Raw genomic sequence first — 24,952 nt, forward strand, 5'->3', positions numbered from 1 at the left:
TCTCAAACAGGCGGGCACCCTGTAACGATGAGGAATACCCACAAAAGAGGGCCTACGGCAGGCTGGAATCTTCCGCAGCGGGAACCCACCGGGGTGCTTTGGATTCCTTTAGGGGCGTTCGCCGCCATGCAGATTTGATGGGCATGGGGTCTGTGGCTGGTTTCGTTGGCGTTCGCCGTCATACGGTTCCGAGGCTTCACGGCATGTGTTGCCGTCGGTTGGGCAGGGACGCATAGGCTTGTTCCGCGTTGCAGTTGCAGCGGGTTAGCGGGGCTGAAAAGACGAAAGGGTGAGGCATTCACCTTTTCGATGATTTTCTAGATCGTGTCGTCAATTAAATATAATCCATTGAATTATATAATTATTTTTTCAAGCCATAAAAGGGTTGTTTTAATAATTTCAAATAGTTATATAAAATGACGACACGGCCTAGGCTGTGTCGTCATTTTAGGGATGCAAAAAGGCTCTGTTATAATATGTGGTTGTTTCATCTCCACAATGCGGTGAAAATACGGCCTTTTTCTCCGGTTTTCCCCTTGGCGGGATCCACGGCTAAGGTATGTTATCGGCTAATCCTTTGGAACTTCAAGGAAAAAAGCATCAACCATTTTCTATACACAGCCTATAAAAACCGTTGGGCGGGGAATGGACTGTGCGGGCGGTCTGGGGGACAACGGGATATTCCGCTTTTTCCTCAGAAAAGATCCCCTGCTCTCCAATCCCCTCCTTCCAACAGCCGCACGCTCAGGGCAGATTCTTTTTCCTCAGCTCTTCACGGATACTCTCAATAAGCCCTTTGGCCTGCGGGCTCAGGTGTTTGCGTTTGCGGACAAGGATGCCGTAACGGACTGTGGGGAGGAAGCCGTCCAGCGGGTAGCTGACGAGAGGCCGCCAGTCCGTCCCGTAGGAGCTGGCCTTGAGGCACATTTCGTCCATGATCGCCGCCCCTACGCCGTGGAGGACGTAACGCAGCATCAGGTGGTAGTTGTTGACGCTGAGTACGGTGTTTTTGACGAAAAGGGTTGCGTCCATATTCTCAAAGTAGGGATCGCCGCTGTCGTCCATTCGTTCCGAGAGGAACGAAACGAAGGGCAGGCGTTCCAAATCGCTGAGCTTCGGCTTCTTGGGAAGGTGATAGGCGTTGTCCCGGTGGACGATGAGCAGGGGACGCGCTTGAAAAAGTTCTTCCAGTTCGCTGTGATCGGGAAGAACTGTAACTCCGGTGAGGCCAAAATCCACCTTGGAGCTTTCCACATCGTCGACCACTTCGTAGGTCAGGGCGCGCCTGATGCGGATGTTGACGTCGGGGTGCCGTTCCCGAAACCCGGAGACAATGCCGACAACTTGTGCTGCAAAGGGCAAGTTGCTGGAAAATGTAACAGTCCCTTGCAGCTTTCCGTTCAGCGTCCCAACCTCAGAGCGCAGCCCGCGCAATGTTTCAAACGTGTAAACAGTCCATTCAAAAAGTTTTTTGCCCTCTGGAGTGATCCGGAGGCTTTTTTTATAGCGATCAAAGAGGACGGTGTTGAGTTCCTCTTCCAAGGACCGGAGCTGATAGCTGATGGTCGAAGGGTTCCTGTTCATCATCTGGGCGGCCCGGCGGATGCTCCCTGTCTGGGCAACGTAGTAAAAGCCACGTAGCCATTGGAGAAAATCACCGTTCAGCTCTTCAATCATGGCGGCCTCACTGTATGATTTTTTCAAATGATAAATGTTTTTTTTCGATTTGACAATACAAGTGTTTTTGATGATGTTTTTTTCACAAGAGGGGGCGTGGGATGCCGCCGATCCTCGGCGCGGCCCGCCCCCGCAGCGAACCTCACAACAGGAAGGAACCATGAATACCTCAACTCATCCTCTCGGTACGCTCATCGAAACGGACGTGCTCGTCATCGGCTCCGGCGCGTCCGGCTGCGGCGCGGCTCTCGGCGCGCGCGAGCAGGGGTTGCGCGTCCTCCTCATGGACAAGGGCAAGTTGGAAAGCTCCGGCTGCATCGGCGGCGGGAATGACCACTATATGGCGATCCTCGATGAGGAAGGCGTCGCGCACGATGCCGCCGAGGATTTGATCAAGTTTTACGCCAAGCCTTTGAACGGCTGGACCCCCGCCATGCTGCGCAACGGCTGGTACGCCCACATGAGGCCCATGCTTGAAAAGCTGGAGGCGGCAGGCGTCAAATTCGGCAGGACGCCGGACGGCCGCTACCTCCGCACGCAGGGCTTTGGGCAGCCGGGGACGTGGTGGGTGCACATCGCCAACGGCATGACCATCAAGCGCGTGATGGCGCGGATCGTCCGGGAGAGCGGGGCGGATGTGCTCGACCGCGTGATGGCGGTCAAGATCCTCACGGACGGCGGCAAGGCCTGCGGCGCGCTCGGCTGGAACGTGAGCACCGGCGAATTCTACATTATCCGCGCGAAGACGGTCGTTTCGGCGCAGGGCCGTTCCGCCACGCGCGGCACCGACAACTCCACGCACAACCCGTACAACGTGTGGATGTATCCCTACAACACCAGCGCGGGCGTGGTGCTCGGCTACGACGCCGGGGCCGCCGTGACGGAGCTGGATACCTACCAGCGCGCGACCATGCTGCCCAAGGGCTACGGCTGTCCGGGCATGAACGGGATCAACAGTTCCGGCGCCCACGAGATCAACGCCCTCGGCGAGAGGTTCATGGGCAAGTACGATCCCATGTGGGAAAACGGCGTACGCAATAACCAGATTCAGGGCACTTTCCAAGAGCAGCTCGAAGGATCCGGCCCGCCTTTCTATATGGATATGCGGCATGTGGACGAAGCCGTGGTTCGCGAGTTGCAGGACATCCTGATGCCCGGCGACAAGGCCACGTTCGGCGACTGGGCGGAATGCACCGGCACCGACTTCCAGCACAAGCTCCTCGAAGTGGAAATCGGCGAGCTGATCTTCGGCGGCACCATCGCGGTGAACGATCAGTTTGAAACCTCCGTGCCCGGCCTGTTCTGCGGCAGCATCTTCCTCTACTGTTCCGGCGCGATGTGCGGCGGGTTCGAGGCGGGCAGGCAGGCTGCCTTGAAGGCGTCCGGTATGTCCGCGGCTGGCAAGGTGGATGAGGCTCTGGCCGCCCGCGTGCGTGAGGCAATCTTTGCGCCGATGGGGAACGACGAGACGCTTTCCTATAAGGAGCTGGAAGAGGCTGCCCGCAACGTCATGAATTATTACATGGGATTCCGCCGCTCCATGACCGGCATGGCCCGCGCGCTGGAGAAGATCCGTTTCCTGTCCGATCAGGCTTCCCGCCTGCACGCCGATACGCTGCGCGATCTCATGCGCTGCCACGAGGCGAAGGATGTGCTCACCGTATGCGAGCTGGCTATTCAGGCCACTATGGAGCGCAAGGAGTCTGGGCGCTGCGTCTACCGCCTGACCGACTACCCCGATCTCAACCCCGATATGGCGAAGCCGCTCCTGCTGACGCGCGGCGAGAATGGCCCGGTCTATCAGTGGGGCAAGGCCCCGCTTCTGTAAGGTTCATGGCGCGTTTCCTCCCGGAGGGGAGGCCGATGCGCGGATGTCGTCGAATGCGCCCTGAGCGCCAAGGAGTTTTCTATGCCCCCGAGATATAGCCGAGAAATCGAACAGCCCATCGTCATGGGCGACAGCCTTAAGGATCAGTTCCGCACCTCGCCGTGCGAGGCGTCCTGTCCTGCGGGAAACCCGATCCAGAAGATGCAGTCCCTTGTGGAAAAGGGACGCTTTGGTGAAGCGCTGCGCTACCTGCGCGCCAAAAACCCGTTCCCCGGCGTGACCGGGCGGGTGTGCCCCCACTTCTGTCAGGCGAAGTGCAACCGGGATCGTCTGGAAGGCTGCGTGAACACGCGGGCGCTGGAACGCGCCGTCTACGATCACGCGCCCAAGGGCATCGAACCTTTCACCCGTGCGCCGGAAACGGGCAAGCGCGTCGCCGTGGTGGGCGGCGGGCCCGCCGGGATGACGGCGGCCTATTTCCTGTCCCTGCTTGGGCATGAGGTGACCGTGTACGAATCCGGCCCCGTGCTTGGGGGGATTCCCCGTTACGCCGTCCCGGATTTCCGCCTGCCCCGCGACGTGGTGGACCGCGAGATCGGCTGGATACTGGAAACGGGCGTCCGCGCCTGTGTCAACGTCACCGTGGGTAAGGACATTTCTTTCGCGGAATTGCGTGCTTCCTCGGACGCCGTTGTCGTCGCCACCGGCACGCCCAAAGAGAACGCCTTGCCCATACCCAACGCGGAATGCGGCCTCAAGGCGGTGGAATTTCTGCGCAAGGCCGCGCTCGGCCAGCGTCCCGACGTGGGCAGGACGGTCGTGATCATGGGCGGCGGCGGGGTGGCCTTCGACTGTGCGTTCACGGCCCGGCGCCTCGGCGCGGCCGATGTGCATGTGCTGTGCCTTGAGGCGGAAGGCGCCATGCGCGCCCCGGAAGAGGATCTGGAACAGGCCCGCCGCGAAGGTGTCCATATCCATAATAGCTGTACGATGTCCGGCGTCCGCATGGACGGCGACCGCGTCTCCGGCGTGGACTATTTCGACGTGCAGGAATGCCGTTTCGATGAACAGGGACGCTTGTCGCTTATCCCGGTTCCCGGCGGGGAACATTCCCTTGCCTGCGACACCGTGATTTTCGCCGTGGGCATGAAGACGGATCTCAGCTTCTTCGGGGATGAAGTGCCGGAGTGCACCCCGCGCCAGTGGATCGTTGCGGACGCCGCCCAGAAGACGTCGCTTGAGGGCGTATTTGCCGCGGGCGATGTGGCTTCGGGGCCGTCGTCCATTGCCGGGGCCGTCGGAGCGGGGCGCAGGGCCGCTTTCGGCGTCCATGCCTACCTGACCGGGGAAAATTCCAGAGTCTACGTCATCAATGAAGAAGGCCGGATCGAGGCGCGCGACCGTCTCGCCGGGGCCCAGCCCCCTTATGTGGTGCCCTTTGAGGAAATCTATGGGGTGGCGCAGTACGGACGGGCCGAGCCGCAGCGTCAGGGCATCCGGGAAGGGCTGTCCTTCCGGGAGATCAACGAAGGCTACACGCCGGAACAGGCGCAGGCCGAAGCCGCGCGCTGTATGCACTGCGGGCACTGCAAGGGGTGCGGGACCTGCGTGGACGATTGCCCCGGCTATGTGCTTGAGCTGAAGCATCTTGAGGATCGGGATCGCCCGGAAGTGGCCTTTGGCGACGAATGCTGGCATTGCGCCAACTGCCGTACCAGCTGCCCCTGCGGGGCCATCGGCTTCTCGTTCCCGTTGCGGATGCAGGTGTGAGGGCACGGGGCTTTCCTTGTGGGGAAGCCCCTGCCCTACGGGAAATGTTGAGGCGTGCCGGGGAATCGTGGCGAGCGGGGATGATGCCCCCTCCCCATGAGGAACCCGGTATGCCGAGAGGTTCCCCGCCTCCGTTTCTTCAGAATCGAATGTAACCGAATCGAAAGAAGGATGACGCCATGTCCGCGAATGCTCAGATGACGGCAAGAGGCGATGCCATGTATTATGTGCATTCTTTTCTTTGCCTGTTGATCATGTTCGGCTTTGGTCAACTGCCGCCTGTCGAGCCGTTGACGGCGCTCGGCATGCGGCTGATCGGGATTTTCCTCGGCCTGCTGTACGGCTGGATCTTTATCGACATCGTCTGGCCGAGCATGGCCGGATTGCTTGCGCTCATGCTGGTGGGCGGCATGAAGCCCGTAGCGCTGCTCAACCGCAGCTTCGGCGATCCCATTGTTGTGATGATGTTCTTTATCTTCGTGTTCTGTGCGACCATCAACCATTACGGCCTGTCGCGCTTCATCTCCTTGTGGTTCATCACCCGGAAGTTCGTTGCGGGCAGGCCGTGGGTATTCACCTTTACGTTCCTGGCCTCCATGTTCATTCTCGGCGGATTGACCAGCGCTTCGCCCGCCGCCATCATCGGCTGGAGCATCCTGTACGGGATCTGTGACGTGTGCGGCTACAAGAAGGGGGACGGCTATCCGACCATGATGGTGTTCGGCATCGTCTTCGCGTCGCAGGTGGGCATGTCCCTGATCCCCTTCAAGCAGGCCGCCCTCACCGTGTTCAGCGCCTACGAGACCATGTCCGGCGTGGGGATCGACTACGCCAAGTACATGCTCATCGCGGCCTGTTCCTGTGTGCTGTGCTCGCTCCTGTTCATTGCGCTCGGCAAGTACGTGTTCAAGCCGGACATGGAAAAGCTCAAGAAGCTGGACGCGAGCAAGCTGGACACCGACGGCGCGCTTGAATTGAGCAAGGTGCAGAAGCTCATCCTCTGTTTCCTCTTCGCGCTGGTCGCCCTGTTGCTGCTTCCGAATTTCCTGCCCGCCGACCTGTTCATTTCCAGGTTCCTGAAGTCCATCGGCAACACGGGGATCTGCGTGTTCCTCGTCACCGTGATGTGCTTCCTCAAGGTGGACGGCAAGCCTTTGCTGAAGTTCAAGGCCATGATCGACTCCGGCGTCGCATGGGGCATCATCCTGCTGCTCGCCGTGGTGCAGCCGCTTTCCGGGGCTATGGCCGCGCAGGAGAGCGGGATCACGAACTTCCTCATGATGATCGTCGAGCCGATTTTCGGCGGCAGTTCCCCGGTGGTGTTCGCGCTGTTCATCGGCTTTGTGGCCACCGTGCTCACGCAGGTCATGAACAACGGCGCCGTCGGCGTGGCCCTCATGCCCGTCATCTTCAGTTACTGTTCGAGCATGAAAGCGGCCCCCGAACTGCCCCTCATCATGGTCGTCATGGGCGTCCACCTTGCTTTCCTGACGCCCGCCGCCAGCGCCAGCGCCGCGCTCCTGCACGGCAACGAGTGGTCTGATTCGGGAAGCATCTGGAAGACGGCCCCCTTGATTATTTTGTTGTCGTGGATAGCGATTGCGGTTGTGACTATCCTGTTGGGCGAAGTGCTGTTCTAGGCATGGCCCTGCGGAAGCAATGAAGGACGCCGGGGAGCTTTCCCCGGCGTTTTTCGTTGGAAAAAAGAATGCGGAGGCAGTTTTTTTCCTTTGTCGACATTGTAGCGGAACTCTTCAGAGGCCCTTGGTGATGGCAGAGAATTTTTAGAACGTCTTTGGAAAGAGGAGGATAGCGCATTGCCGCAGATGGACGGCATCGGGGGAGTAAGGGGAAATACGTTATGGATGGCACGGGGTTGTTGTTTTTCGATGGAAAATGGAAAAGAAAGTGTTCTTTAAATCACAATTATATTGACAGAAAAAACAGCAGGCTATAGATTGGATTCAAATCAAAGGGAAGAGATCGTATGCAGAGTCAGGTATTGCGATACATTCGCTTTTTTATCTTCGGGTGCTGGGGCATCTTGCTGTTGCTGATGCTTCTGTACGGCCCGTGGATGATTCAGGCGAAGCAGATCACCATTCCTGACATCAGCATCACGAACTTCATGATTCGTGATACGTCCAGTTTCTTCCCCATGCATCAGGAAGCCGCCGAACAGCTCATTGGAGAAGGCAAGGCTGTCCTGTCCGCAACTGAGGCCGTACCCAACAAGTTGCCGAATATGCGGCTTGTCGTTTTTCTTCTGCTTCTCTTCCCTCTGTGTACGAAGGTTCTGCGGACGCGTTTTTCCGAGTCCCTCCTCGTACCCCACCTCTCGGACATCAGAGGAATGCTGCCCCTTCCTCTCGCTCCCCCGTCCGGCCTGTGCTTTTCCTGATCCGTCTCTGTTTCCCGCGCTTCGGTTATTGAAGGAGCGGACCCGGTCCGAAAGGATTGCGGCGGGTATCCTGCGGCATTTTCTCCTCCATGCCATCTTTCGTCATGGCAGGGCAGGGATGCTTGCCGGGAATCCCGGATTGCGCCCGGAGTCTTCTCCCGTACCCTCCTTCCAGTGATCCGAAGACGGTGCCTTCCCCACATTCTTCAAACGGAATCCGTTTATTGGAGAAGTCATGTCAGGAATATTGCGCTGGCTCGATGATTGGGCTGAAGAGTTTGTCGTTTCCGTCATGTTGGCTTTGCTCGTCCTGTTGCTCGGCATGGAAGTGTTCTCGCGCTTCCTGCTCGGCAAGTCGTTCTCGTGGATGGAGGAGCTGTGCCGCTATCTGTTCGTGTGGTCGTCCTATATCGGCGTCGCCATCGCCGTGAAGCACAAGGAGCAGCTGCGCATCCTCATGTTCATGGATGTGCTGCAGAAGCGCTTCCCGCAGCTGGTCAGGGTTCTGTACGTCGTTTCCGAGCTCACGTTCACCGTATTCTGCGCCCTGGTTTTCTATTACAGCCTTGGTATGCTTGAGAATATGGTCCGATTCAAGCAGGTTTCCGCCGCCCTCGAGATCAACGTCATGTACGCGTATCTCATCATTCCGATCAGCATGGCCCTCACCATCTTTCGGACGCTTCAGGGCTTGTATCGCGATATCCGGAACAATACGCTTGAGTTCGAAAGCCGGGAGGACTAACCCATGTTGCTCGTCATATCCTTCGTCGTCTTCATGCTGCTTGGCTTGCCCCTGTTTGGGGTAATCGGTCTGGCCTCCATCATTTCAATGATCGGGATGCCGTTCCCGATGGAGTTCATCCCCCAGAACCTGTATACCGGCATGGATCAGTTCCCGCTCATCGCCACCATCGGCTTCGTGATGGCGGGGTTCCTCATGGAGCCTGCCGGGATCACCGGCGAAATCATTGAAGTCGCCAAGAAGGCGGTGGGCAACATCCGCGGCGGCCTCGCCATGGTGACCATCCTCGCCTGCATGATCTTCGCGGCGCTCAGCGGTTCCGGCCCCGCCACCACGGCCGCCATCGGCAGCATCATGATCCCCGGCATGATCGCCGCCGGATACCGTAAGGACGACGCGGCCGCCGTCTCCGCCACGGGCGGGACGCTCGGCATCCTGATCCCGCCGAGCAACCCGATGATCATTTACGGCGTCGTGGCGAATACGTCCATCGCCGGGCTGTTCATGGCGGGCTTCATCCCCGGTTTCGTGCTGACGAGCCTCATGTGCATCACCGCGTACTGCATCGCCAAGAAGCGCGGCTATCAGGGCACGAACGAGAAGTTCTCCATTGTAGGCTTGTGTAAGGCCATCTGGGACGGCAAGTGGGCGCTGGCGACCCCGGCGATCATCCTCGGCGGCATCTACTGGGGCGTGTTCACTCCTACCGAAGCCGCCGAAGTGGGCGTTCTCTGGACGCTGTTCGTCGGCCTGTTCGTTTACCGTAAGCTGACATGGAGGAACATTTCCTCGGCGCTTATCCGCACCTCGGCCTTTGCCGGTTCCGCCACCATCCTTGTCGGCGTCTCAATGGCCTTCTCGCGGCTCCTGACCCTGTACCACATCCCCCAGACCGTGGGCGCGTTCCTCGCCTCCATCTCCACCGATCCGACGATCACCCTGCTGCTCATCGCGTTCTTCATCTTCCTGTGCGGCTTCGTGGCGGATACGCTGGCGATGGTCGTGGTGCTCGCGCCGGTGTTCCTGCCCATCACGAACGCCCTCGGCATCCATCCGATCCAGCTCGGCATCCTGTTTGTGGTGTGCTGCGAAACCGGGTTCCTGACGCCTCCCTTTGGCGCGAACCTGTTTATTACCATGAAGATCACGGATGTGAAGCTCGAAGAGGTCGCTTTGAAGGCGTTCCCCTATCTGCTGGCGATGTGGCTGCTCATCATCGTTGTCGCGGCTTGCCCGGACTTCGTCATGTTCCTGCCGCGGCTCTTGATGTAATCAAGCCTGCGGCGATGCCCGCCTGACGTGGGCAGATGCCGTATGGCAAATGGAAGTGCGGATCGGATGTTTCCGGTTCGCACTTTTTGGTGGATAATGTTTATGGGGGCTTGATCGTTTGCCCAAGCGTTGGCGGCATGGGGCAAGTTAGGCCGGATAGGAACACCTATACCGGATTTTTGGGGGCTGCGGGGGACGGATTGCTTTTTCGGATTGGTATGGGTACACAAAAAGCATGGAAAATGAAAAGGCTATCCCCGGCGGGCGGGTGGATGGCTCCGGGAACCGCGAGGTGCGGGGCACATGGCGGTTTTCTGGGGAACACCCCTTGTTTGCTGAACATTTCCCCGGTGCCCCAAGGGTTCCGGGAACGCTCGTCATTGAGGCTATGCGGGCCGGTGCGGAAGCCCTCTTTCCCGGCTGGCGTGTTCTGGGCGTGAAGCGGTTCCGCTTCCGGCATTTCATTGAGCCGGGGGAGTATGATTACGCATTCACCCCCCAGCCCGATGCGGCGGCGATCCGGTGCGTCTTGCTGTCCGGCGGACGCCGTATGGCTGAGGGGACGCTCCTTGTTGCGGCGGATCCCGTGCGGGGGGAGGCATGAAACTGCTTTTCAAAGGGCCGGTCATCATTACGGGGGGAAGCAGCCAGCTCGGCATGGCGTTGGCCCGTGCCCTCAGGGAGGAGGGCGCGGAAACGCTTTCCGTCTGCCGTTCGTCCGAAGGGCTTGCGCGCTGTGGGGAAGCCGGGCTTTGCTGCCTTCCGCTCGGCGAACCGGAAAGCCTGCCGGAACGGTGCCGGGGGCTGCTCGGCGAACCGCCCGCCCATCTGGTTGACCTGATGCATTCGCGTTTTGAAAGCCTGATTGCCGGGGCCGCGCCGGAAGCGATCATGGAATGGGCCGCCGTGGATATCGGCCTGCGTGCCCGCCTTGTCCGCGCGGTGGGGCGCTCCATGCTGGCCCGCCGGTTCGGGCGCTGCGTGTTCGTTTCATCCAGCGCCGCCGAGTGCCCGGCTGAGGGGCAGGGGTATTATGCGTCCGCCAAGCTGGCTGGCGAAGCCCTGTACAGGAGCCTTTCTGTGGAACTGTCTGGAAGGGGGATCACCGCCTGTTCCTTGCGCCTGAGCTGGCTGGATGCCGGGCGGGGTGCGGCATTTCTGGAGCGCAGGAGGGAGGGCGCAGAAAAACGGATGCCTATCGGTCGGCTGGTTCGCATGGATGAGGCCGTTGAAACCGTGTCGTTTTTGCTTTCAGCTTCGGCGTCCTCGGTCAATGGTACGGTAGTGACGCTGGATGGCGGGCTTTCGGCGACGAAGACCACATTTTGAGGATAGAATGGAATACTCGGAAATAACGGATAAGGTATGCGGCATTGTTGCCGACATTTTTGAACGCGACCCCCGGACGCTCTCCGGCGCAACCCGGCTCATGACGGATTTGCCTTGTGAGTCCATCGACCTGTTGGAGATCGGCGCACAGCTGGGCCAGACGTTCCACATTCTGGTGGACGACGACGTGGTGTTCCTGCGTTCCCTGCGTTACCACGTGGCGCATGGCGGCGAACCGGAAACGGTTATCCGCCGTGAATATCCCTACCTTTCCCCGGAACGCGTGAAGGCGCTTGCCCTCGGTTTGTCCAACCCGGATGCCGTCCCGCAGCTCTGCCTTGATGACATTGCGGCGTACGTCCGCGCGGCGCTGCCTTCGCAGGAAGATGAATAGGGTCGTCATCACCGGCATAGGCTGCTGTACCAGCCTCGGATGGGAGCAGGGCGGCATTGCGCGGGCGTTTGCCGGCGGATGCCCGGCGTTCGCCCCAAGCGAAGCCCTGCTGGGGTATTCCTCCTGCCCCGTTTCCGATTTGGGGGATGATGCGGCGTATTCCCGTTTTTCGGCATGGCGGCACCGCCGCTATCTGAACCGGGGTGCGGCGTTTGCCGTCTTGTCCGGCCTTCGGGCGGCGGCTTCGGCGGGATTCGATCCGCACATGCCTCCACAGACCTGCCTGATAGGGGCATCCGGCCCCATGCTGGATTTCGATCGGGAAAACGGGCTTCCTCCGGCGGATTCCGAGGCGCTCGACGCCCTATGGCTCTTGCGTTGGCTGCCTAATACCGCCAACTCCGCGTTGGCGCGTTTTCTCAATATCCACGGGGAGGGCCTCGTGATCGGGACGGCGTGCGCGTCCGCGTTGCAGGCTATAGGGGAGGGCTTCCGGCGCGTGCGGTACGGCCTTTCGGAAACCGTCCTTTGCTCGTCCGGGGATTCCCGCCTTTCCCGCGGCGGGATGCTTGGGTATGCCAAAGCCCATGCGCTTAGCCGGAACCCCGTGCCGTCGGAAGCGTCCCGCCCCTTTGACGAGGCCCGTGACGGTTTTGTCCCCGGCGAGGGTGGGACCGCCTTCGTGCTTGAATCCTTGGAGTCGGCGCGGGCGCGTGGGGCGGCGGTGTTTGCGGAGATCCTCGGCTTTGGGGCTTCTCTGGACGGAGGGGCGCTCACCGCGCCCGACGAATCGGCCCGCTTTGCGGAGCAGGCGGTACGGGGGGCGCTTGCCGATGCGGGCCTTGAGCCCCATGCCGTCGATTGGGTTTCCGCACACGGTACGGGGACCTCCCTCAATGACCGGAGTGAGGCCGTATTATTGGAGAGGGTTTTTGCGCAGGCGGGGGCGCGCCCCGCCGTGACCGCCCTCAAGTCATGGATCGGGCATGGCTCCGCCGCCTGTGGGGGGATGGAGCTGGCCTTGATGCTCGCCGCATGGCGATCCGGGCAGTTGCCGCCCATTCGGAACCTGCGCGAACCTTGTTCCGGGCTGTTGGATTTTGCCGCAGCAACGCGCCCGTTTCCCGGCCCGGTGGGGGTATTGGAGAATTTTGGATTCGGCGGGCAAAACGCGGCCTTGGTAGTGCGGTGCGGCGATGAATGACGCCCTTCCCGAAAACGTGCCCCGGCCTTTTGTCCTGCTGGACGCGGTGGGCGCGGCAGAACCGGATCACCTCATTGCGTGGCGCCGTTTTGAATCGGCCCCCATGTGGCAAGGGCTGGAGGCCGCGGCACAGGCCGCCGCCCTGCATCAGCGGTTCCTTGCGGGATTTTCGTGCCATGCCTTCCTGTTGTCGGTGGATGAGTGCCGATTCCCCACAGATGCGCTCAATGGCTTGACGGCATTCCGTGCGGTTTTGCTGGGGCAGTCCTTACGGGCGGCAACGTATCGGGTGGATGTTTGTCTGGTATGTCCCCACCCGTTGCCGGAGGCCGGGAATACGGCGAAAACGGGGAAAGGCCCTTTGGGGATGGAATGCGGGAAAGGGGCTGTTCCGGCGTGGTCGGTTTCCCTCGGCATCGGGCTGGCGCCTTATGACGATACCTTTAGAAGGGATATGTTGGAACCTCGATACAGGCGGCTTTTTCAATGGCTGACGCAAAACGCACCCTCCGCGAATGTCTCGATGAAAGGCTGAAGGAAGGCCGGGCCAGAGGGCTTGAACGGCGGCCGCCTTTGCTGGATATGGCGGGCGAAGGCCCTGTCGTGCATATGGGGGACCGGGCTTTTTTGAACTTTACGCTCAACGACGGGCTGGGGCTGGCCTCATCTGCGGAATGGCGCGCTGAGGTCGGGGAGTGTTTCGCGGCGTTCCCGCCGTCGGCTTCGGCGTCGCGTCTGGCCGGCGGGCGGAGCCGGATCACCGAAGAAGCGGAGCAGGCGGCTGCGGCGTATTTCGGGTTTGACGAATGCCTGTTCCTGCCGAGCGGCTATCAGGGCAACCTCGCTTGCGCTATGGCGTTGATCCATGCGGGGCAGCCCGTCTTTGTGGATCGCCGGGTACATGCCAGCATAGCGCGGGGGCTCCTGTTGGGGAAAGCCGATGTGCGGACGTATGCCCATGCGGATTATGGGCATCTGGAACGGCGGCTTGCTTCCGCCCCTCCCGCAGCGGTACAGCCGCTGGTGATGACGGAGTCCTTGTTCAGTATGGACGGCACGGAGCTCGACGTGTCCCGTATGGCTGAACTCCGCAGCAAGTACGGTTTTTTCCTGATGGTGGACGAGGCCCATGCTGTGGGTGCGCTCGGCCCCGGAGGGCGCGGGCTGTGCGCCGGGGTGCCGGGTACGGCGGACATCGTTCTGGGGACATTCGGCAAGTCGCTGGGGCTGTTCGGTTCGTTCCTGCTGCTTCCCAAGGGGTTCGCCGCCTTTTTTGAAAGCCTTTCCTCGGCGGTCATGCATTCCACAGCCATGCCTCCGGCCCATGCTGCGGCTGTTTTGAAGCTGTTGGAACGCTTGCCGCTGCTTGAAGCCGAACGCGCCCGGCTTCGGGACAACGCCGTGTTTTTTCGCGCCCGTCTGTCCGAGCTTGGGATCCCTACACGCGGCACCGCCCATATCGTTGCGGTACCTACAGGCGGGGAAGCAAGAACAACCCACCTTGGGGAACAGTTGGCGGAAAGGGGCGTGCTGGCACTGGCGGCCCGCTATCCTACGGTTCCCTACGGCGACGGCTTGCTCCGGTTTGGGCTCACCGCCTTGCATACGCACGGCATGTTGGAGCGGACGGCCTGCATCCTTGCGGACTTGTGGGAGTAAGTGTTGGGATTGGCCGTTGATGTCCCCGGATCCGTTCCGAAGTGAAGGACAGTCGCCTATTGCCGCATGATGCCGCCATAGGCGGGGTTCCCGATAAAACAAGGCGGTACGGATACTCCTGACGAAATGCCGACAAGCGGATTGCCGACAGGAGGAGAGGGGCTTGGCTTGTTGGAAAGGCCGTCTTTTTTCAACAGGTTCACACAGCAGCCGATACGTTTACGGCTTTGGCCGCATGTTTTGCCTGTGCAAAACACGCAATGGCTCCGCATGATCCCGCTTTTGCGCCGCAAGGGACGCCTATTGTGGGAAGTGTCCGGGATTCGGGCAGGGCGCTCCTCACCATGCCAAAAGAATTTTTTTTGGCGCTGCCCCGTTCTTTTCTACAGGGCTCTGTTATAGTATGTGGTTGTTTCATCTCCACAGTGCGGTGAAAATACGGCCTTTTTATCCGGTTTTCCCCTTGGCGGGATCCACTGATAAGGCATTTTGCTGGTTATCCCTTTGAAACTTCAGGGAAAAAAGCATCAACCATTTTCTACAACACAGCCTTCCACAGCGTGTAAACGAAAGGCTATGCCATAGGAAACGGCTGATGTTTTATTTCTTGAAATTCCAAAGAAATAGCCAATAAAATGGCCAAACTATGGAGCCCATAGATGGAAAAGCTGGAGAAAACGCCAGTATTTTTCTCCATACTGTGGAGATAAAACAGTCATATGCCCTGACAGGGCCAAACGGAATCGTGGCCCTTATTTGCCTACGTACCGATGCCGTGTTTCCAAAGGGCAAATCGGTATGCGGAAGCCCTAACCATCGCAGGCTGCGGAACCGGCAAGAGGCATGCCGCCTTCCCTTGAGCGGACGGCCTGTACCGGGCATACCTTTTCAAACAGGAAGAAGGCGATTCGGTTGCCATGTTGCGCTTGGCGAGGACAGCCTGACGGGGCACCGTCCTTGCGGGCTTTTATTCCTGCCTTTTTGCCGTGCTCTGGCGGGGCATATCCCATGCCTGCGAAAATTCCCGGTCGGCGAAGGCTTCGGCAAGCCCTTGCATCTGCTTCAGCCGCAACACTTCATCCGGGTCCATGCCGAGTTCCTTGCCTATTTTTTCATTTGTCCAACTGTGCTTGCGGAGCAACGTCACGAGCCTTGCCGTAAGCTCCACCTGATGCGTCCCTCGCGCCATATTATGCCTGACGGTGGAGGTGATGCGATCCTCAATGCTTTTGTCAAGCCTGACCACGGGCAAATATCCGCCGAGGCTTTTCCTTATCTGTGCGTCCATCTTGGCTACCTGCCGCCGATGAAAACCGTCCACCACGACATGCCCCTTGCCGTCTTGGGCCACCACAACGGGCATGGTGAAGCCGTCCTTGCGGATTGACAGCTTGAGCAGCCGCATTTCGGGAGGGGCGACTTTGTTCGGGTTATAGTCGTTCCCCCGGACGTCATCCACCGGGACGAGCTGCGGACATGCCACCGGGTGCGGAATATCAAGATAGGCCGCAGCTAAGGCGACGATGCGATTGTATACGGCAACGCGCCTGTCCAGATCGCCCTTTTCTGTCTTGAGGGCATTCTCCAGTTCAGCCAGAAGTCCATCAATCTCCACGCTCAAATTCCTTTTTAAAGCGCACGAAACGTCCGATTTTTCGGACGGGGGCGAAGCCGTACCGCAGGTACAGCTCTTTCCTCGTCCAGAAATCCGTGGTTGTCAGATGCGTTGCACCGTTTTCCCGGGCCCTTTCAAGGCAACGTTCCAAGACCGGAACGTCCGCCCCTTCTTCCAGTGCGTATAAGTGGAGGATATTGGCCCCCTCCTTCCCCAAGCGAATCGATCCAAAGGCCGTTACCCGCTTTGCTTTCCCTTCCTCCGTCGTGATGAACCAGAGGCGTCCCGGCTCGGAACTGATAACGCCCCCCAGTTTTTCCCGGATGGACGAACTTGCCGCGTACTCCCCCAACAGCCCGAACAGCTCCCGGTTCCTTGCCGGATCATTTTCATGTTTGAATTCCAGCAGTTCCATCATAGCTCCATGTACTTCATGATGAGCTGCGCCTGACGCTCCATATCGCGCTTCGTCTGGCCAAAGCTCAATCCCTTGCACCAGTAATCGTTTTTTAACAATGTCTTGCAGATACGCCTCCAGCTTGGGGCTTTGCGGCAGGATTCCAGCTTGGGTTCGGCCTCCTGCGGGATTTCTTCAAAGCCGTGCTTCGCCCACCATTTCAAGAAGGTATTGATTTTCTCCCTGTAGTGCTCCGCCGTGGGGGGAGGCATGGTGTCGAGCAGAAACTCGGCATAACTCCTCCATGTGTGCCCTTGGGGAAGGCGGATGCGGATATTGCCGAACACGTTTCCTGAAAGCTCAACGTAACGGTTGCCGAAATTGGCCCCCTGCACGCGCCCAACCACCTTAGACCATGTTTCCGGTTCCAGCATCTTGAACAGCCAGAGCCCTTTGCGCTGATCGTCGCCATACGGCTGGCAGAGGCGCATCTGGTGGATGCCCACCCCGGCCATGTGCATGAGGTCGTAAATTTTGTTGTAGTCCCATCCCTGCCTGCCCGTGGCCGTCCATACGTCTTCCGTTTTCCAGTCATAGATCGGATAGATGTTGACGACGCCCGAAGGCGTCACCGTGCTCCAGCTTTTTCCGTTCCATCGGCGCTTGGTCGTAGAGGCGATGGTTCGGAAGCGGTTTAGGGACTCATCGCACCGGATGGCTACGATCGAGGCACAGGAATGCCCCTCCGCGAAATGCTCCGCAAACTGCGGCACGAATTCCTCGAATTCCATCCCCCGCCTGAACCATGGAAAATAGGCCTCGTCCGCAATGACGCCCGGATGGGCGGGGAGCTCGCGGACCCACAAATCCTTTGCATCGGGATCCCAGCATAACCAGTGCGACTGAATCTGCGATACGGAATTCCTCAGGTGGATGGGCAGGCATACCCAGTGCGGACGGACATCGGGCCTAGTCATGATGCGGGTGACGAAGGCATCGGTATGCGCATACCACGCTTCCAGATCGATATGCAGCACATCAAGCGGCAGGCGGCCTTTTTCACGGGCGATATCCAAGGCGAGCTGGACGACGACGCCGGAATCCTTTCCACCGGAAAAAGAAACATATACCCGCTCGAAAGCGTCAAAGGCCTCCTCCAAGCGCAGGCGCGCCGCAGAGAACACGTCCATGTCAAGCCAATGCCTCATACCGCCTGCTCCACCAGTTTCCTTATGGCGTTCTTGTTGCCATTCAGCCTCCTGACCTCCTTTTTCAGCTCCTCAAGCGCGTCGGCCTTTCGGCTAAGCGCAGAACGGATGCGTTCGTCAAACCGGCTTTCGCCTTGAAGCGTAATGTAGTGTACGCTGCTTTTCTGGCCTATCCGGTGACACCTGTCTTCAGCCTGAAGCCTGAGCGCATACCGCCAGTTTTCGGAGTAGAAGAAGACCCGATGTGACTCCGTCAGCGTCAGCCCGTACCCTCCGGTTCCCTGCGTCGCTATGAGCACCCCGCCCCTCTTTTTCCAGAGATCGATCTTCGTCGTTCTCACCGCCGCCGGAACCTTGCCGTGAACCGTATAGACGGGCATCTTGGGGAATACTTTGGGAAAGTCCTCATCCAGTGCGGCGATCGATTCGAGATGATTCACCCAAATAATCACATGGCTGGTTTTGAGCTTCTTGAGTTCGGAGAACAGGGCATCCATCCTCTGGTTCCTCAGCCGTTTCGCCCCCAGAAAGCCGGAAGGCAGAATGCCGCAGGAAACGGAGTGCAGTCCGCTGAATAAACGGAAAATCGCCGTGCCGAGATCGGATGTCCCATAGCTGTCCAGATCGTCCAGGAAGCGGTTCTTCACCGCCTGATAGAGCATCGTTTGCTCTTCGGAAAAACGGCACAGAATACGGCGGTACATTTTGGGAGGCAGCTTCAGGCAGTCTTCCTTACTGACCTGATAGACATAGGGGGCTATGATCCGGCAGACTTCGCCGAGGCTCATGGTTTCGGCGGAAAAAGCCCGCTTGGGGGCTAAGACGGCAAGGGCACCCTGAAAGGCACGCCTAGAGGTATAGCCTAGAATCAACGGGGAAAGAAATTCCATCTGCGTATACAGGTCTTCGATTCCCTGCTGGATCGGCGTCCCGGTGAGAATGAGCCGATAGGGAGTCCGGGCGCCGAACTTGATAAGCCGCCGTGTCCGTTTCGCCCGGTGCCCTTTGATATAGGTCGACTCGTCAACCACAAGGAACGTTTCACCATCGATCAGCTTGTCAAGAAGATAAACCACGCGGGGCGAACTGCTGAGGCTTTCCAGCCCGACAATATGCCACCCTGTCTGCGGCATGTTTTTTTCTCGCGTCCGGGGGCCTATCATGTGGATGTCCGCATCGATACAGGAAGTGTGCCGCAGGATTTCCCTTTTGGTTTCCTCCATAAGGGATACGGGACAGCACCAGACACATTTTGCGATGCGCTTTCTGCGGAGCCAAACAAGCTCAAGGGCCGTACGCGTCTTGCCCGTCCCCATATCCATGAACAGGGCCCCGACCCTGAGCCGCGAGAGCTTTTCTATCGCCGCCCGCTGATGAGCATAGGCAGTCGTTGTCAGTTTCCAGTCAGCGTTCAAACGGATCATCGAAGTCATCCCCATCCATGAGACTATAACGGTTATTATAACACCGATGGAGGAGTGTCAAAAGCGGAGCTTATGGTTCTGGGGGGCGACTGGGGCGCTTCTCGTGATGCGCTGGGGAAACTGGGCCGGAGGCAAGGCTCCTGGCCTCCCTAGAGGACACTTAGCCTGTCCACGCGCACGGCCTCATTCGGCTTGCCTTGGCTTGAGGCAAGCCTTCTCTGTTTTTTCCGAATGAAGGTGCCCTGAGCATAATGGGGATGAGCAGCGAGATTAGCCGTTGCCCGTACTTCGTCAGGTACGAATGAGGGCAGAAACGGCTGTGGGGCATCCACGGATACAGAGCGCTCTGGTGATGAGACTTGTATACGGCCTTACAATTGTCGCTCCGTCATGGGGAAAGGAATTGTAAGAGAAAGGAACTAAGGAAAGACGCCTTAAGGGAGATAGTGACAGAGTGCCTGAAAGGAGGAGCGGCTTGAGGGCGGATAGGGGGAAAGTAAGGGCGAATATTGATATAAAAAAACGCACCACATACCTCGAAAAATCGATGTACTGTGATGCGCCTTCAGTTTTCTGTTGGCGTCCCCAAGCGGATTTGAACCGCTGTTGACGGCGTGAAAGGCCGTGACTGTCATTTTGACCGACTTTACCCCACTTTTACTAAATTATATATTTCATATAGTTATTTCATTTTTCTCCTGCCAAAAAGCCGCCAACTTCGATTGGACTTTATGCCGTTTGTGGGGCATAGTGTGGGGCAGATGAAAACGGCTATTTCAGCCGTTATCAACGTATTAAAGCCCATTCTATCCCGTATATGTGGGGCAGAACACACCAAAAGAGGTTAAAGGCAATATGGCAAGCAGAAAAAGACAGTCGGTCGTAGGCTATGCGGGAGTGTATTTTGTTGAAGTTCCACGTTCAACAGGACATGGGTTGGAAAAGGTCTATTACATTCGATACCGCAAGCAGGGAAAGCTCATCGAGGAAAAAGTCGGCGGGCAATACCGCGACAACATGACCGCCGCCAAAGCCTCCAGTATCCGTGGACTCCGTATGGAAGGCAAAGACGCCTCCAACGAGGAAAAGCGTATTGCCGTTCGCGCAGCAAAGATGGCTGAGGAATCACGATACAGTTTCAACAGATTGTGGAGTCTGTTCGAGGAAGCCAAAAGCTCCAATCGTTCCATCAAGGATGACCGTATCCGCTTCAACCTTCATATCGCTCCTTCTCTGGGAACGAAAAGCATTCCCGAACTGACCATCCACGATATAGACAAGCTCCGCGCCAAACTGGAAAAAGCGGGCAAGTCTCCGCAGACCGTCAAGCACGTTCTGACTCTGGTCAAACGCATACTGAATTTCGCCTTGCAGAAAGGATATGTCGACTTCATTCCCGGCACTCTCCGCATCACCATGCCCACCGTTGACAACAAGGTCACGGAGAATCTTACCCATGAGCAGGTCCAGAATCTGTTGAAGGCGCTGGACGAAGAGCCGGACCAGACGCTGGCGTCTCTCGTGCGTCTGGCTCTGTTCACCGGGATGCGCCGCAGCGCCCTTCTCAACCTGCAATGGGAAGACCTTGATTTTGAGCGGGGATTCATCACATTGCGCGGGACCGTTGCCAAGAAAGGCAAAACGGAAACCATCCCCATGAACGACCAGGCTCGCGCTATCCTGACTGCCCTGCCGCAGACAAAAAGTCCCTACGTTTTCCCCGGTCGCTATGACGACAAACCGAGGGGGAACATTACGGACATGCTCAGGCGAGTGAAAGAGAAGGCGGGATTACCGGAATCATTTCGCCCCCTGCATGGGTTGCGCCATTCTTTTGCCTCATGGCTGGCAAGTTCCGGGCAGGTGTCCATGTACGAGCTGCAAAAATTGCTGACTCATTCCAGTCCGCAGATGACCCAACGCTACGCTCACTTGCATGATGACGCGCTGAAAAAGGCTTCCGGTGTGGCAGGCTCTCTGTTTGGAGCCATACAAAATGCTCCCGAAGCGCCGTCTTCTCAAAACGGGCCGGATACGCTAAAAATTCGTAGAACGAAACGGTCTGGCCGGGAAAAGGGCGCATGAACCATCCTTGCAGCCAACGCCTGTACCCGCATCAAGCTCACCTTGCTGTAACCTGCCTTGATACATCAGGGAGGAATGCGCCGCATGACGTATCCGCCATACACCATCACCAGCGCCATCCTCAAACGTGTGGCGAACATCAGCGAACAGCTTGCCGCACGTGCCGCCCTCAGAGGACTTGCCGTGGATCTCCTGTCTCCGCATCTGCGGCGGGAAAATCGTATTCGTACCATCCATGCATCTCTCGCGATTGAAAACAATGCGCTCAGTCTGGAGCAGGTGACGGACATCATTAACGGAAAAGCAGTCATAGGTCCGCCCCGTGACATCCAGGAAGTACACGGCGCTGTGTCCGCTTACGAAAAACTGGATACATGGCAACCGCACAGGCTGGATGACATGCTGTCGGCTCACGCGATACTCATGCACGATCTTGTGGAAAAGCCCGGCAGTCTCCGTACTGGCGGCGTAGGCGTTTTTCAGGGCAACAGAGTCGTACACATGGCCCCGCCCGCTCACCTGGTGCATGAACACCTGAAAAAACTTCTTGGCTGGCTGGAAAAGACGGACGAGCATCCACTGGTTTCGAGTTGCGTCTTTCACTACGAATTTGAATTCATCCATCCGTTTGCGGATGGCAACGGTCGCATGGGACGCCTCTGGCAAACGCTCATCCTCAGCAAGTGGAATCCTCTTTTTGCCTATCTGCCGGTGGAAACTATTGTCCGTAATAGGCAGGCCGAATATTACGACAGCCTTGGTCGTGCCGATGCACAGGGAGAAGCAACGGCCTTTGTGGAGTTTATGCTCGCGGCCCTGAACGATGCCGTGACCGATATCCCAAGCGACCAAGTAAGCGACCAAGTGAGCGATCAAGTACGACGCTTACTGGAGGCTCTTGGGCAAGGGGAAAAAAGCGCGGCTGAGCTGATGGATAATCTGGGACTGCGCCATGCACCTACATTCCGCAAAAATTACCTGTCGCCCGCACTGGAGGCCGCTCTTGTTGAGCGAACAAGACCGGATGCGCCCCGCAGTCCCTTGCAAAGATACAGATTAACAGCGGCGGGAAGAAGAATCGCCAACGGCAATGCTCACCAGTCAATGTGAACCTGATAATGGCCTGCGTCATTCCTTTGTCGCGTGGCTGGCCAGGTTCTGGGCAGGTGTTCACTCCATTGCCCTGAACGACAGTTGCCCCTCCTACACGACAATTTTGCAGCAAGTTGTTGCAAAATTGCCATGAGGCCATACCATGTTGCTTATCAACAAGCTCAAAATGGAAAACGAGCGTTGAAGAGATTGAAAAAGAACTGGATACAGGTAAACAGGAATAACACATGCTTCCTTCATCAACAAAATTAACCCTTTTGCAGCGTGGCCTAGCACAAAAATGTGCGGTATTTTGCACATACATTATCAGCATTACTGTTATAGCATTTATCCTCGATTGGTTGGACAAGAAAACATTTCTGAAGATCGTTCATGAAGTACATAAACAAGGCTCTATTTCTGAGCAGGCTGTCAATGCTTTTACCATTCTCATTGAATCGCGTGATGGGATATTCTTTCTCAATTTTATCTTTATTGGAATCATTTGTGGAGTTGTCGGCTTGCTTATCATTCGACAATTCGCAAAGCTCCAATGGTCAAAACCAGTTGTTCTCCCCAAGGTTATTGAATTCAAACAGGCCATGCAGCATATCGGTATACATACTCCTGAAGACAGGATAGACTTTGTTCGCAAGCAGGGAGTTCCCATTTTTATAGCATCCGAACCATTTCTTGAACTGGAACAATATAATGTTCCCGTGCGCCTGTATGCTTTTGCGTATGACTCAAATCTTAGCGATGCGAATATTTTCAGCACGTATATCGGCCAACAACGTCTGTGTCTTGACGCTGCCGATTATGAATATCTTCTGAAAAAGTATGGACAGGAAGCCCTTTCTGCTTATGCAGCGCGTATCCGCGATCTGGAAGAGACCATCACCAATCTACAGGGCGCATTCTCGGTACAGCAGACAAAAATGAATGAACTCACGGAGCAAAATCAGACATTGCTCGCTGAAAAAGTTGAATACCAAAATAAAAAGCGAACCCTTTCCGGCAGAGAAAAGAGCTTGGAAAGCCGGGAAAACGTCAAGTTGCCTGTCCGGCGTATTTTCTATCCTCTGGTGAATCGGCTCATTGCCGAGGCCGAGCCGGGAACAAAGTACACCCGTACCAGAATTCAGGAAGAATTTTTGCGGGAACTTGACTCCTTCCCCGAACTCAAGCCTGCGGTTCGGGACGCACTTCATACCCCCCAAAAAGCCAAAAACAATACTCCCTTTGAGTTGGTAGGCTGGGCTATGGAAGAAATTCGTCTTGCCCTGGGAGAGTACGCTCAAACAAGTCCAGGGCGCGACAGGGAAAGCTGAATTTCCGTTCTAATCTCTCAGCTCTGTGAAATATTTTTTGCGGCACCCCACACAACTCAGTATTTTTTAATAATCTGAAATTATTCAATAAATATAAAAATCTCCGAGATTGACAGAACTCGGAGATTTTTTCTTTTCTCCGGCACAGCACCGGGAATTTTATTCTTTTTCAAGACCGGTATCCTTCCTTCAAACACCGCCTGACATAAGTTCACGCGGGCAATCCTATGAAAGAAGGATACAACCATGACTCCCAAACAAAAGCTCAATACTCAGGAAGCGGCTGCCTATCTCGGCATCCAGCCCAACACTCTTGAAGTCTGGCGCTGCAAGCATAAAGGGCCTCGCTACGCCAAACTCGGCACCCGCGTCATTTATGACAAGACAGACCTTGACGAGTTCTTTGCTTCCCGTTCCATAGAAACGCTGGAAAGCGCCAAACGCGATCGCCGTTACAGGAACCAGCGATGAATCCCCGTCTTTTTCATAGTAGGCAGTTTTTGCCTGCCCATCCCGGAGGCGAAGCATGAGCGCGGATATTCAGCAAGCCTTTGCCGAGTAGCTCCGGGCAGCCGGGCTGATTGTCGAGCAGGTGGAAATGGACGGGAGCCTGCACCGTTGCGGCACGGAAGGCAGACCGCATCGCAGGGACGGAGCGTACAAGGCGTTTCCTGATGTACCCGCCTCGCTCTGGTGGAAGAACTGGCGCACGGACGACGAAGGAACGTGGACATACAAACCTGAGAAGGAACTGACCGCCGCCGAGCGGGATGCTCTGCGCGAACGCATCAGGGCTATCCGGGCGGACAAGGAAACGGAGCAGACCCGCCGCTGGCAGGCGGCCGCAAAGCTGGCCGCGAGCATCTGGAATCATGCCCTGCCCGCTGATGACGGGCATCCCTATCTACAGCGGAAGGAAGTCCCGGCCATCGGATTGCGCCGGACAAAAGACGGGCGTCTGATTATCCCTGTCCTGAACCAGTCCGGCAGGATACAAAGTCTGCAATTCATCCTGCCGGAAAAAACTACCGAGGGTACGGACAAGTTCTTTCTCAGGGGAGGACGCACGGCGGGAGGCTTCTTCTCCCTCTCCGCCAGAGACGGGAAGAAAGACGGTCCTCTGCTGATTGCCGAGGGGTATGCTACAGCGATCAGTCTTCATCTGGCGACCGGTTATGCCTGTCTTGTGGCCTTCAACGCCGGGAATCTGAAAGCCGTGACCGTCATGGCCAGAGAGAGGTATGCAAAGCGTGAAATCATCCTCTGTGCCGATAACGACATGGAGACACAAGGGAATCCCGGCAAGAAGATGGCCTCTCTGGCGGCTCAGGCCGTGGGCGGCAAGCTGGCCGTCTGCCCGGTTCATGAAGGCAAAGCGACGGACTTCAACGACCTGCACCGGCTGCGTTCCCTTGAAGCCGTCCGGGCCGTTGTGGAAGAAGCGCGAAAGCGGGATGACGACTGCCCCATGCCGGAAGGCTTTTTTCTGGTGAAGGAAGGCAGACGCGCCGGGCTGTACAA

Annotated in this window: 22 protein-coding genes and 1 tRNA gene; 17 read left to right on the plus strand and 6 right to left on the minus strand. The window is 57.5% G+C overall.

Annotated elements, in window-relative coordinates:
• Positions 1-744: 744 nt before the first annotated feature.
• Entirely contained in the window at positions 745-1,704 is a 960-nt protein-coding gene (locus ACZM8Y_RS10600; protein WP_486850554.1) for a LysR family transcriptional regulator, read from the minus strand.
• 133 nt (positions 1,705-1,837) lie between these two features.
• Between ACZM8Y_RS10600 and ACZM8Y_RS10605 the strand changes: the two genes are divergently transcribed.
• The 12 genes from ACZM8Y_RS10605 to ACZM8Y_RS10660 all read left to right on the plus strand — a co-directional run bounded on the left by ACZM8Y_RS10605 (position 1,838) and on the right by ACZM8Y_RS10660 (position 14,279).
• Positions 1,838-3,505 (plus strand): FAD-binding protein, encoded by a 1,668-nt coding sequence (locus ACZM8Y_RS10605; RefSeq protein ID WP_479858890.1) that lies wholly within the window; start codon positions 1,838-1,840, stop codon positions 3,503-3,505.
• 81 nt (positions 3,506-3,586) lie between these two features.
• Positions 3,587-5,275 carry an FAD-dependent oxidoreductase gene (locus ACZM8Y_RS10610; RefSeq protein ID WP_302552881.1) on the plus strand — a complete coding sequence of 563 codons (1,689 nt, stop codon included), beginning with the start codon at positions 3,587-3,589 and terminating at the stop codon, positions 5,273-5,275.
• Between the two features lie 179 nt (positions 5,276-5,454).
• The gene (locus ACZM8Y_RS10615; RefSeq protein WP_302552880.1) at positions 5,455-6,915 is read left to right on the plus strand and encodes an SLC13 family permease; all 1,461 of its coding nucleotides are present in this window, start codon (positions 5,455-5,457) and stop codon (positions 6,913-6,915) included.
• Positions 6,916-7,262: 347 nt separating this feature from the next.
• Complete coding sequence (locus ACZM8Y_RS10620) at positions 7,263-7,676, plus strand: hypothetical protein (RefSeq protein ID WP_005026399.1); 414 nt, start codon at positions 7,263-7,265, stop codon at positions 7,674-7,676.
• 235 nt (positions 7,677-7,911) lie between these two features.
• Positions 7,912-8,421 carry a TRAP transporter small permease gene (locus ACZM8Y_RS10625; protein WP_475563617.1) on the plus strand — a complete coding sequence of 170 codons (510 nt, stop codon included), beginning with the start codon at positions 7,912-7,914 and terminating at the stop codon, positions 8,419-8,421.
• 3 nt (positions 8,422-8,424) lie between these two features.
• A complete protein-coding gene (locus ACZM8Y_RS10630) occupies positions 8,425-9,693 on the plus strand; it encodes a TRAP transporter large permease (RefSeq protein ID WP_479858892.1) in 1,269 nt (422 codons plus the stop codon).
• 235 nt (positions 9,694-9,928) lie between these two features.
• Positions 9,929-10,297 carry an ApeI family dehydratase gene (locus ACZM8Y_RS10635; RefSeq protein WP_302552876.1) on the plus strand — a complete coding sequence of 123 codons (369 nt, stop codon included), beginning with the start codon at positions 9,929-9,931 and terminating at the stop codon, positions 10,295-10,297.
• Positions 10,294-11,022, plus strand: coding sequence for an SDR family NAD(P)-dependent oxidoreductase (locus ACZM8Y_RS10640; RefSeq protein ID WP_479858893.1), 729 nt, complete (start codon positions 10,294-10,296; stop codon positions 11,020-11,022). The genes ACZM8Y_RS10635 and ACZM8Y_RS10640 overlap by 4 nt, the downstream gene beginning before the upstream one ends.
• Before the next feature lie 7 nt (positions 11,023-11,029).
• Positions 11,030-11,416, plus strand: a complete 387-nt coding sequence (locus ACZM8Y_RS10645) for an acyl carrier protein (protein WP_482334862.1) — start codon at positions 11,030-11,032, stop codon at positions 11,414-11,416.
• Positions 11,409-12,620, plus strand: a complete 1,212-nt coding sequence (locus tag ACZM8Y_RS10650; RefSeq protein ID WP_487479877.1) for a beta-ketoacyl-[acyl-carrier-protein] synthase family protein — start codon at positions 11,409-11,411, stop codon at positions 12,618-12,620. The genes ACZM8Y_RS10645 and ACZM8Y_RS10650 overlap by 8 nt, the downstream gene beginning before the upstream one ends.
• A gap of 16 nt (positions 12,621-12,636) precedes the next feature.
• Positions 12,637-13,155 carry a hypothetical protein gene (locus ACZM8Y_RS10655; protein WP_487479876.1) on the plus strand — a complete coding sequence of 173 codons (519 nt, stop codon included), beginning with the start codon at positions 12,637-12,639 and terminating at the stop codon, positions 13,153-13,155.
• The gene (locus ACZM8Y_RS10660; RefSeq protein ID WP_482333876.1) at positions 13,107-14,279 is read left to right on the plus strand and encodes an aminotransferase class I/II-fold pyridoxal phosphate-dependent enzyme; all 1,173 of its coding nucleotides are present in this window, start codon (positions 13,107-13,109) and stop codon (positions 14,277-14,279) included. Before ACZM8Y_RS10655 ends, ACZM8Y_RS10660 begins: the two co-directional genes overlap by 49 nt.
• A gap of 967 nt (positions 14,280-15,246) precedes the next feature.
• Here ACZM8Y_RS10660 and ACZM8Y_RS10665 read toward each other — a convergent pair.
• From ACZM8Y_RS10665 to ACZM8Y_RS10685, 5 genes are all read right to left on the minus strand, one after another.
• The gene (locus tag ACZM8Y_RS10665; RefSeq protein WP_302552870.1) at positions 15,247-15,894 is read right to left on the minus strand and encodes an IbrB-like domain-containing protein; all 648 of its coding nucleotides are present in this window, start codon (positions 15,892-15,894) and stop codon (positions 15,247-15,249) included.
• Positions 15,884-16,312, minus strand: coding sequence for a hypothetical protein (locus ACZM8Y_RS10670; RefSeq protein ID WP_337432126.1), 429 nt, complete (start codon positions 16,310-16,312; stop codon positions 15,884-15,886). The genes ACZM8Y_RS10665 and ACZM8Y_RS10670 overlap by 11 nt, the downstream gene beginning before the upstream one ends.
• Entirely contained in the window at positions 16,309-17,499 is a 1,191-nt protein-coding gene (locus ACZM8Y_RS10675; protein ID WP_302552868.1) for a phosphoadenosine phosphosulfate reductase, read from the minus strand. Before ACZM8Y_RS10675 ends, ACZM8Y_RS10670 begins: the two co-directional genes overlap by 4 nt.
• Positions 17,496-18,923 carry an SNF2-related protein gene (locus tag ACZM8Y_RS10680; protein WP_479859197.1) on the minus strand — a complete coding sequence of 476 codons (1,428 nt, stop codon included), beginning with the start codon at positions 18,921-18,923 and terminating at the stop codon, positions 17,496-17,498. Before ACZM8Y_RS10680 ends, ACZM8Y_RS10675 begins: the two co-directional genes overlap by 4 nt.
• A gap of 577 nt (positions 18,924-19,500) precedes the next feature.
• A tRNA-Glu gene (locus tag ACZM8Y_RS10685) sits at positions 19,501-19,573 on the minus strand.
• A 205-nt stretch (positions 19,574-19,778) separates the two neighbouring features.
• Here ACZM8Y_RS10685 and ACZM8Y_RS10690 point away from each other — a divergent pair.
• The 5 genes from ACZM8Y_RS10690 to ACZM8Y_RS10710 form a co-directional block, all read left to right on the plus strand.
• On the plus strand, positions 19,779-21,008 hold the full coding sequence (locus ACZM8Y_RS10690) for a tyrosine-type recombinase/integrase (protein WP_479859198.1): 1,230 nt from the start codon (positions 19,779-19,781) through the stop codon (positions 21,006-21,008).
• A gap of 84 nt (positions 21,009-21,092) precedes the next feature.
• Positions 21,093-22,118, plus strand: a complete 1,026-nt coding sequence (locus tag ACZM8Y_RS10695; protein WP_479859199.1) for a Fic family protein — start codon at positions 21,093-21,095, stop codon at positions 22,116-22,118.
• A gap of 230 nt (positions 22,119-22,348) precedes the next feature.
• Positions 22,349-23,431 carry a PspA/IM30 family protein gene (locus ACZM8Y_RS10700; RefSeq protein WP_482333880.1) on the plus strand — a complete coding sequence of 361 codons (1,083 nt, stop codon included), beginning with the start codon at positions 22,349-22,351 and terminating at the stop codon, positions 23,429-23,431.
• Between the two features lie 246 nt (positions 23,432-23,677).
• Entirely contained in the window at positions 23,678-23,902 is a 225-nt protein-coding gene (locus ACZM8Y_RS10705) for a helix-turn-helix domain-containing protein (RefSeq protein ID WP_479859201.1), read from the plus strand.
• A 127-nt stretch (positions 23,903-24,029) separates the two neighbouring features.
• Positions 24,030-24,952: toprim domain-containing protein (locus ACZM8Y_RS10710; RefSeq protein WP_489501725.1), on the plus strand; the 923-nt coding region annotated here is incomplete at its 3' end.

The organism is Bilophila sp., from assembly GCF_057864385.1.

Bases quoted from the DNA above. Each gene is read 5' to 3' on its own strand.
- ACZM8Y_RS10695 (WP_479859199.1), top strand. From the start codon at position 21,093: ATGACGTATCCGCCATACACCATCACCAGCGCCATCCTCAAACGTGTG.
- ACZM8Y_RS10625 (WP_475563617.1), top strand. From the start codon at position 7,912: ATGTCAGGAATATTGCGCTGGCTCGATGATTGGGCTGAAGAGTTTGTC.
- ACZM8Y_RS10640 (WP_479858893.1), top strand. From the start codon at position 10,294: ATGAAACTGCTTTTCAAAGGGCCGGTCATCATTACGGGGGGAAGCAGC.
- ACZM8Y_RS10700 (WP_482333880.1), top strand. From the start codon at position 22,349: ATGCTTCCTTCATCAACAAAATTAACCCTTTTGCAGCGTGGCCTAGCA.
- ACZM8Y_RS10630 (WP_479858892.1), top strand. From the start codon at position 8,425: ATGTTGCTCGTCATATCCTTCGTCGTCTTCATGCTGCTTGGCTTGCCC.
- ACZM8Y_RS10680 (WP_479859197.1), bottom strand. From the start codon at position 18,923: ATGATCCGTTTGAACGCTGACTGGAAACTGACAACGACTGCCTATGCT.
- ACZM8Y_RS10675 (WP_302552868.1), bottom strand. From the start codon at position 17,499: ATGAGGCATTGGCTTGACATGGACGTGTTCTCTGCGGCGCGCCTGCGC.
- ACZM8Y_RS10690 (WP_479859198.1), top strand. From the start codon at position 19,779: ATGGCAAGCAGAAAAAGACAGTCGGTCGTAGGCTATGCGGGAGTGTAT.
- ACZM8Y_RS10610 (WP_302552881.1), top strand. From the start codon at position 3,587: ATGCCCCCGAGATATAGCCGAGAAATCGAACAGCCCATCGTCATGGGC.
- ACZM8Y_RS10645 (WP_482334862.1), top strand. From the start codon at position 11,030: ATGGAATACTCGGAAATAACGGATAAGGTATGCGGCATTGTTGCCGAC.
- ACZM8Y_RS10620 (WP_005026399.1), top strand. From the start codon at position 7,263: ATGCAGAGTCAGGTATTGCGATACATTCGCTTTTTTATCTTCGGGTGC.
- ACZM8Y_RS10635 (WP_302552876.1), top strand. From the start codon at position 9,929: ATGGAAAATGAAAAGGCTATCCCCGGCGGGCGGGTGGATGGCTCCGGG.
- ACZM8Y_RS10605 (WP_479858890.1), top strand. From the start codon at position 1,838: ATGAATACCTCAACTCATCCTCTCGGTACGCTCATCGAAACGGACGTG.
- ACZM8Y_RS10705 (WP_479859201.1), top strand. From the start codon at position 23,678: ATGACTCCCAAACAAAAGCTCAATACTCAGGAAGCGGCTGCCTATCTC.
- ACZM8Y_RS10670 (WP_337432126.1), bottom strand. From the start codon at position 16,312: ATGATGGAACTGCTGGAATTCAAACATGAAAATGATCCGGCAAGGAAC.
- ACZM8Y_RS10660 (WP_482333876.1), top strand. From the start codon at position 13,107: ATGGCTGACGCAAAACGCACCCTCCGCGAATGTCTCGATGAAAGGCTG.
- ACZM8Y_RS10650 (WP_487479877.1), top strand. From the start codon at position 11,409: ATGAATAGGGTCGTCATCACCGGCATAGGCTGCTGTACCAGCCTCGGA.
- ACZM8Y_RS10615 (WP_302552880.1), top strand. From the start codon at position 5,455: ATGTCCGCGAATGCTCAGATGACGGCAAGAGGCGATGCCATGTATTAT.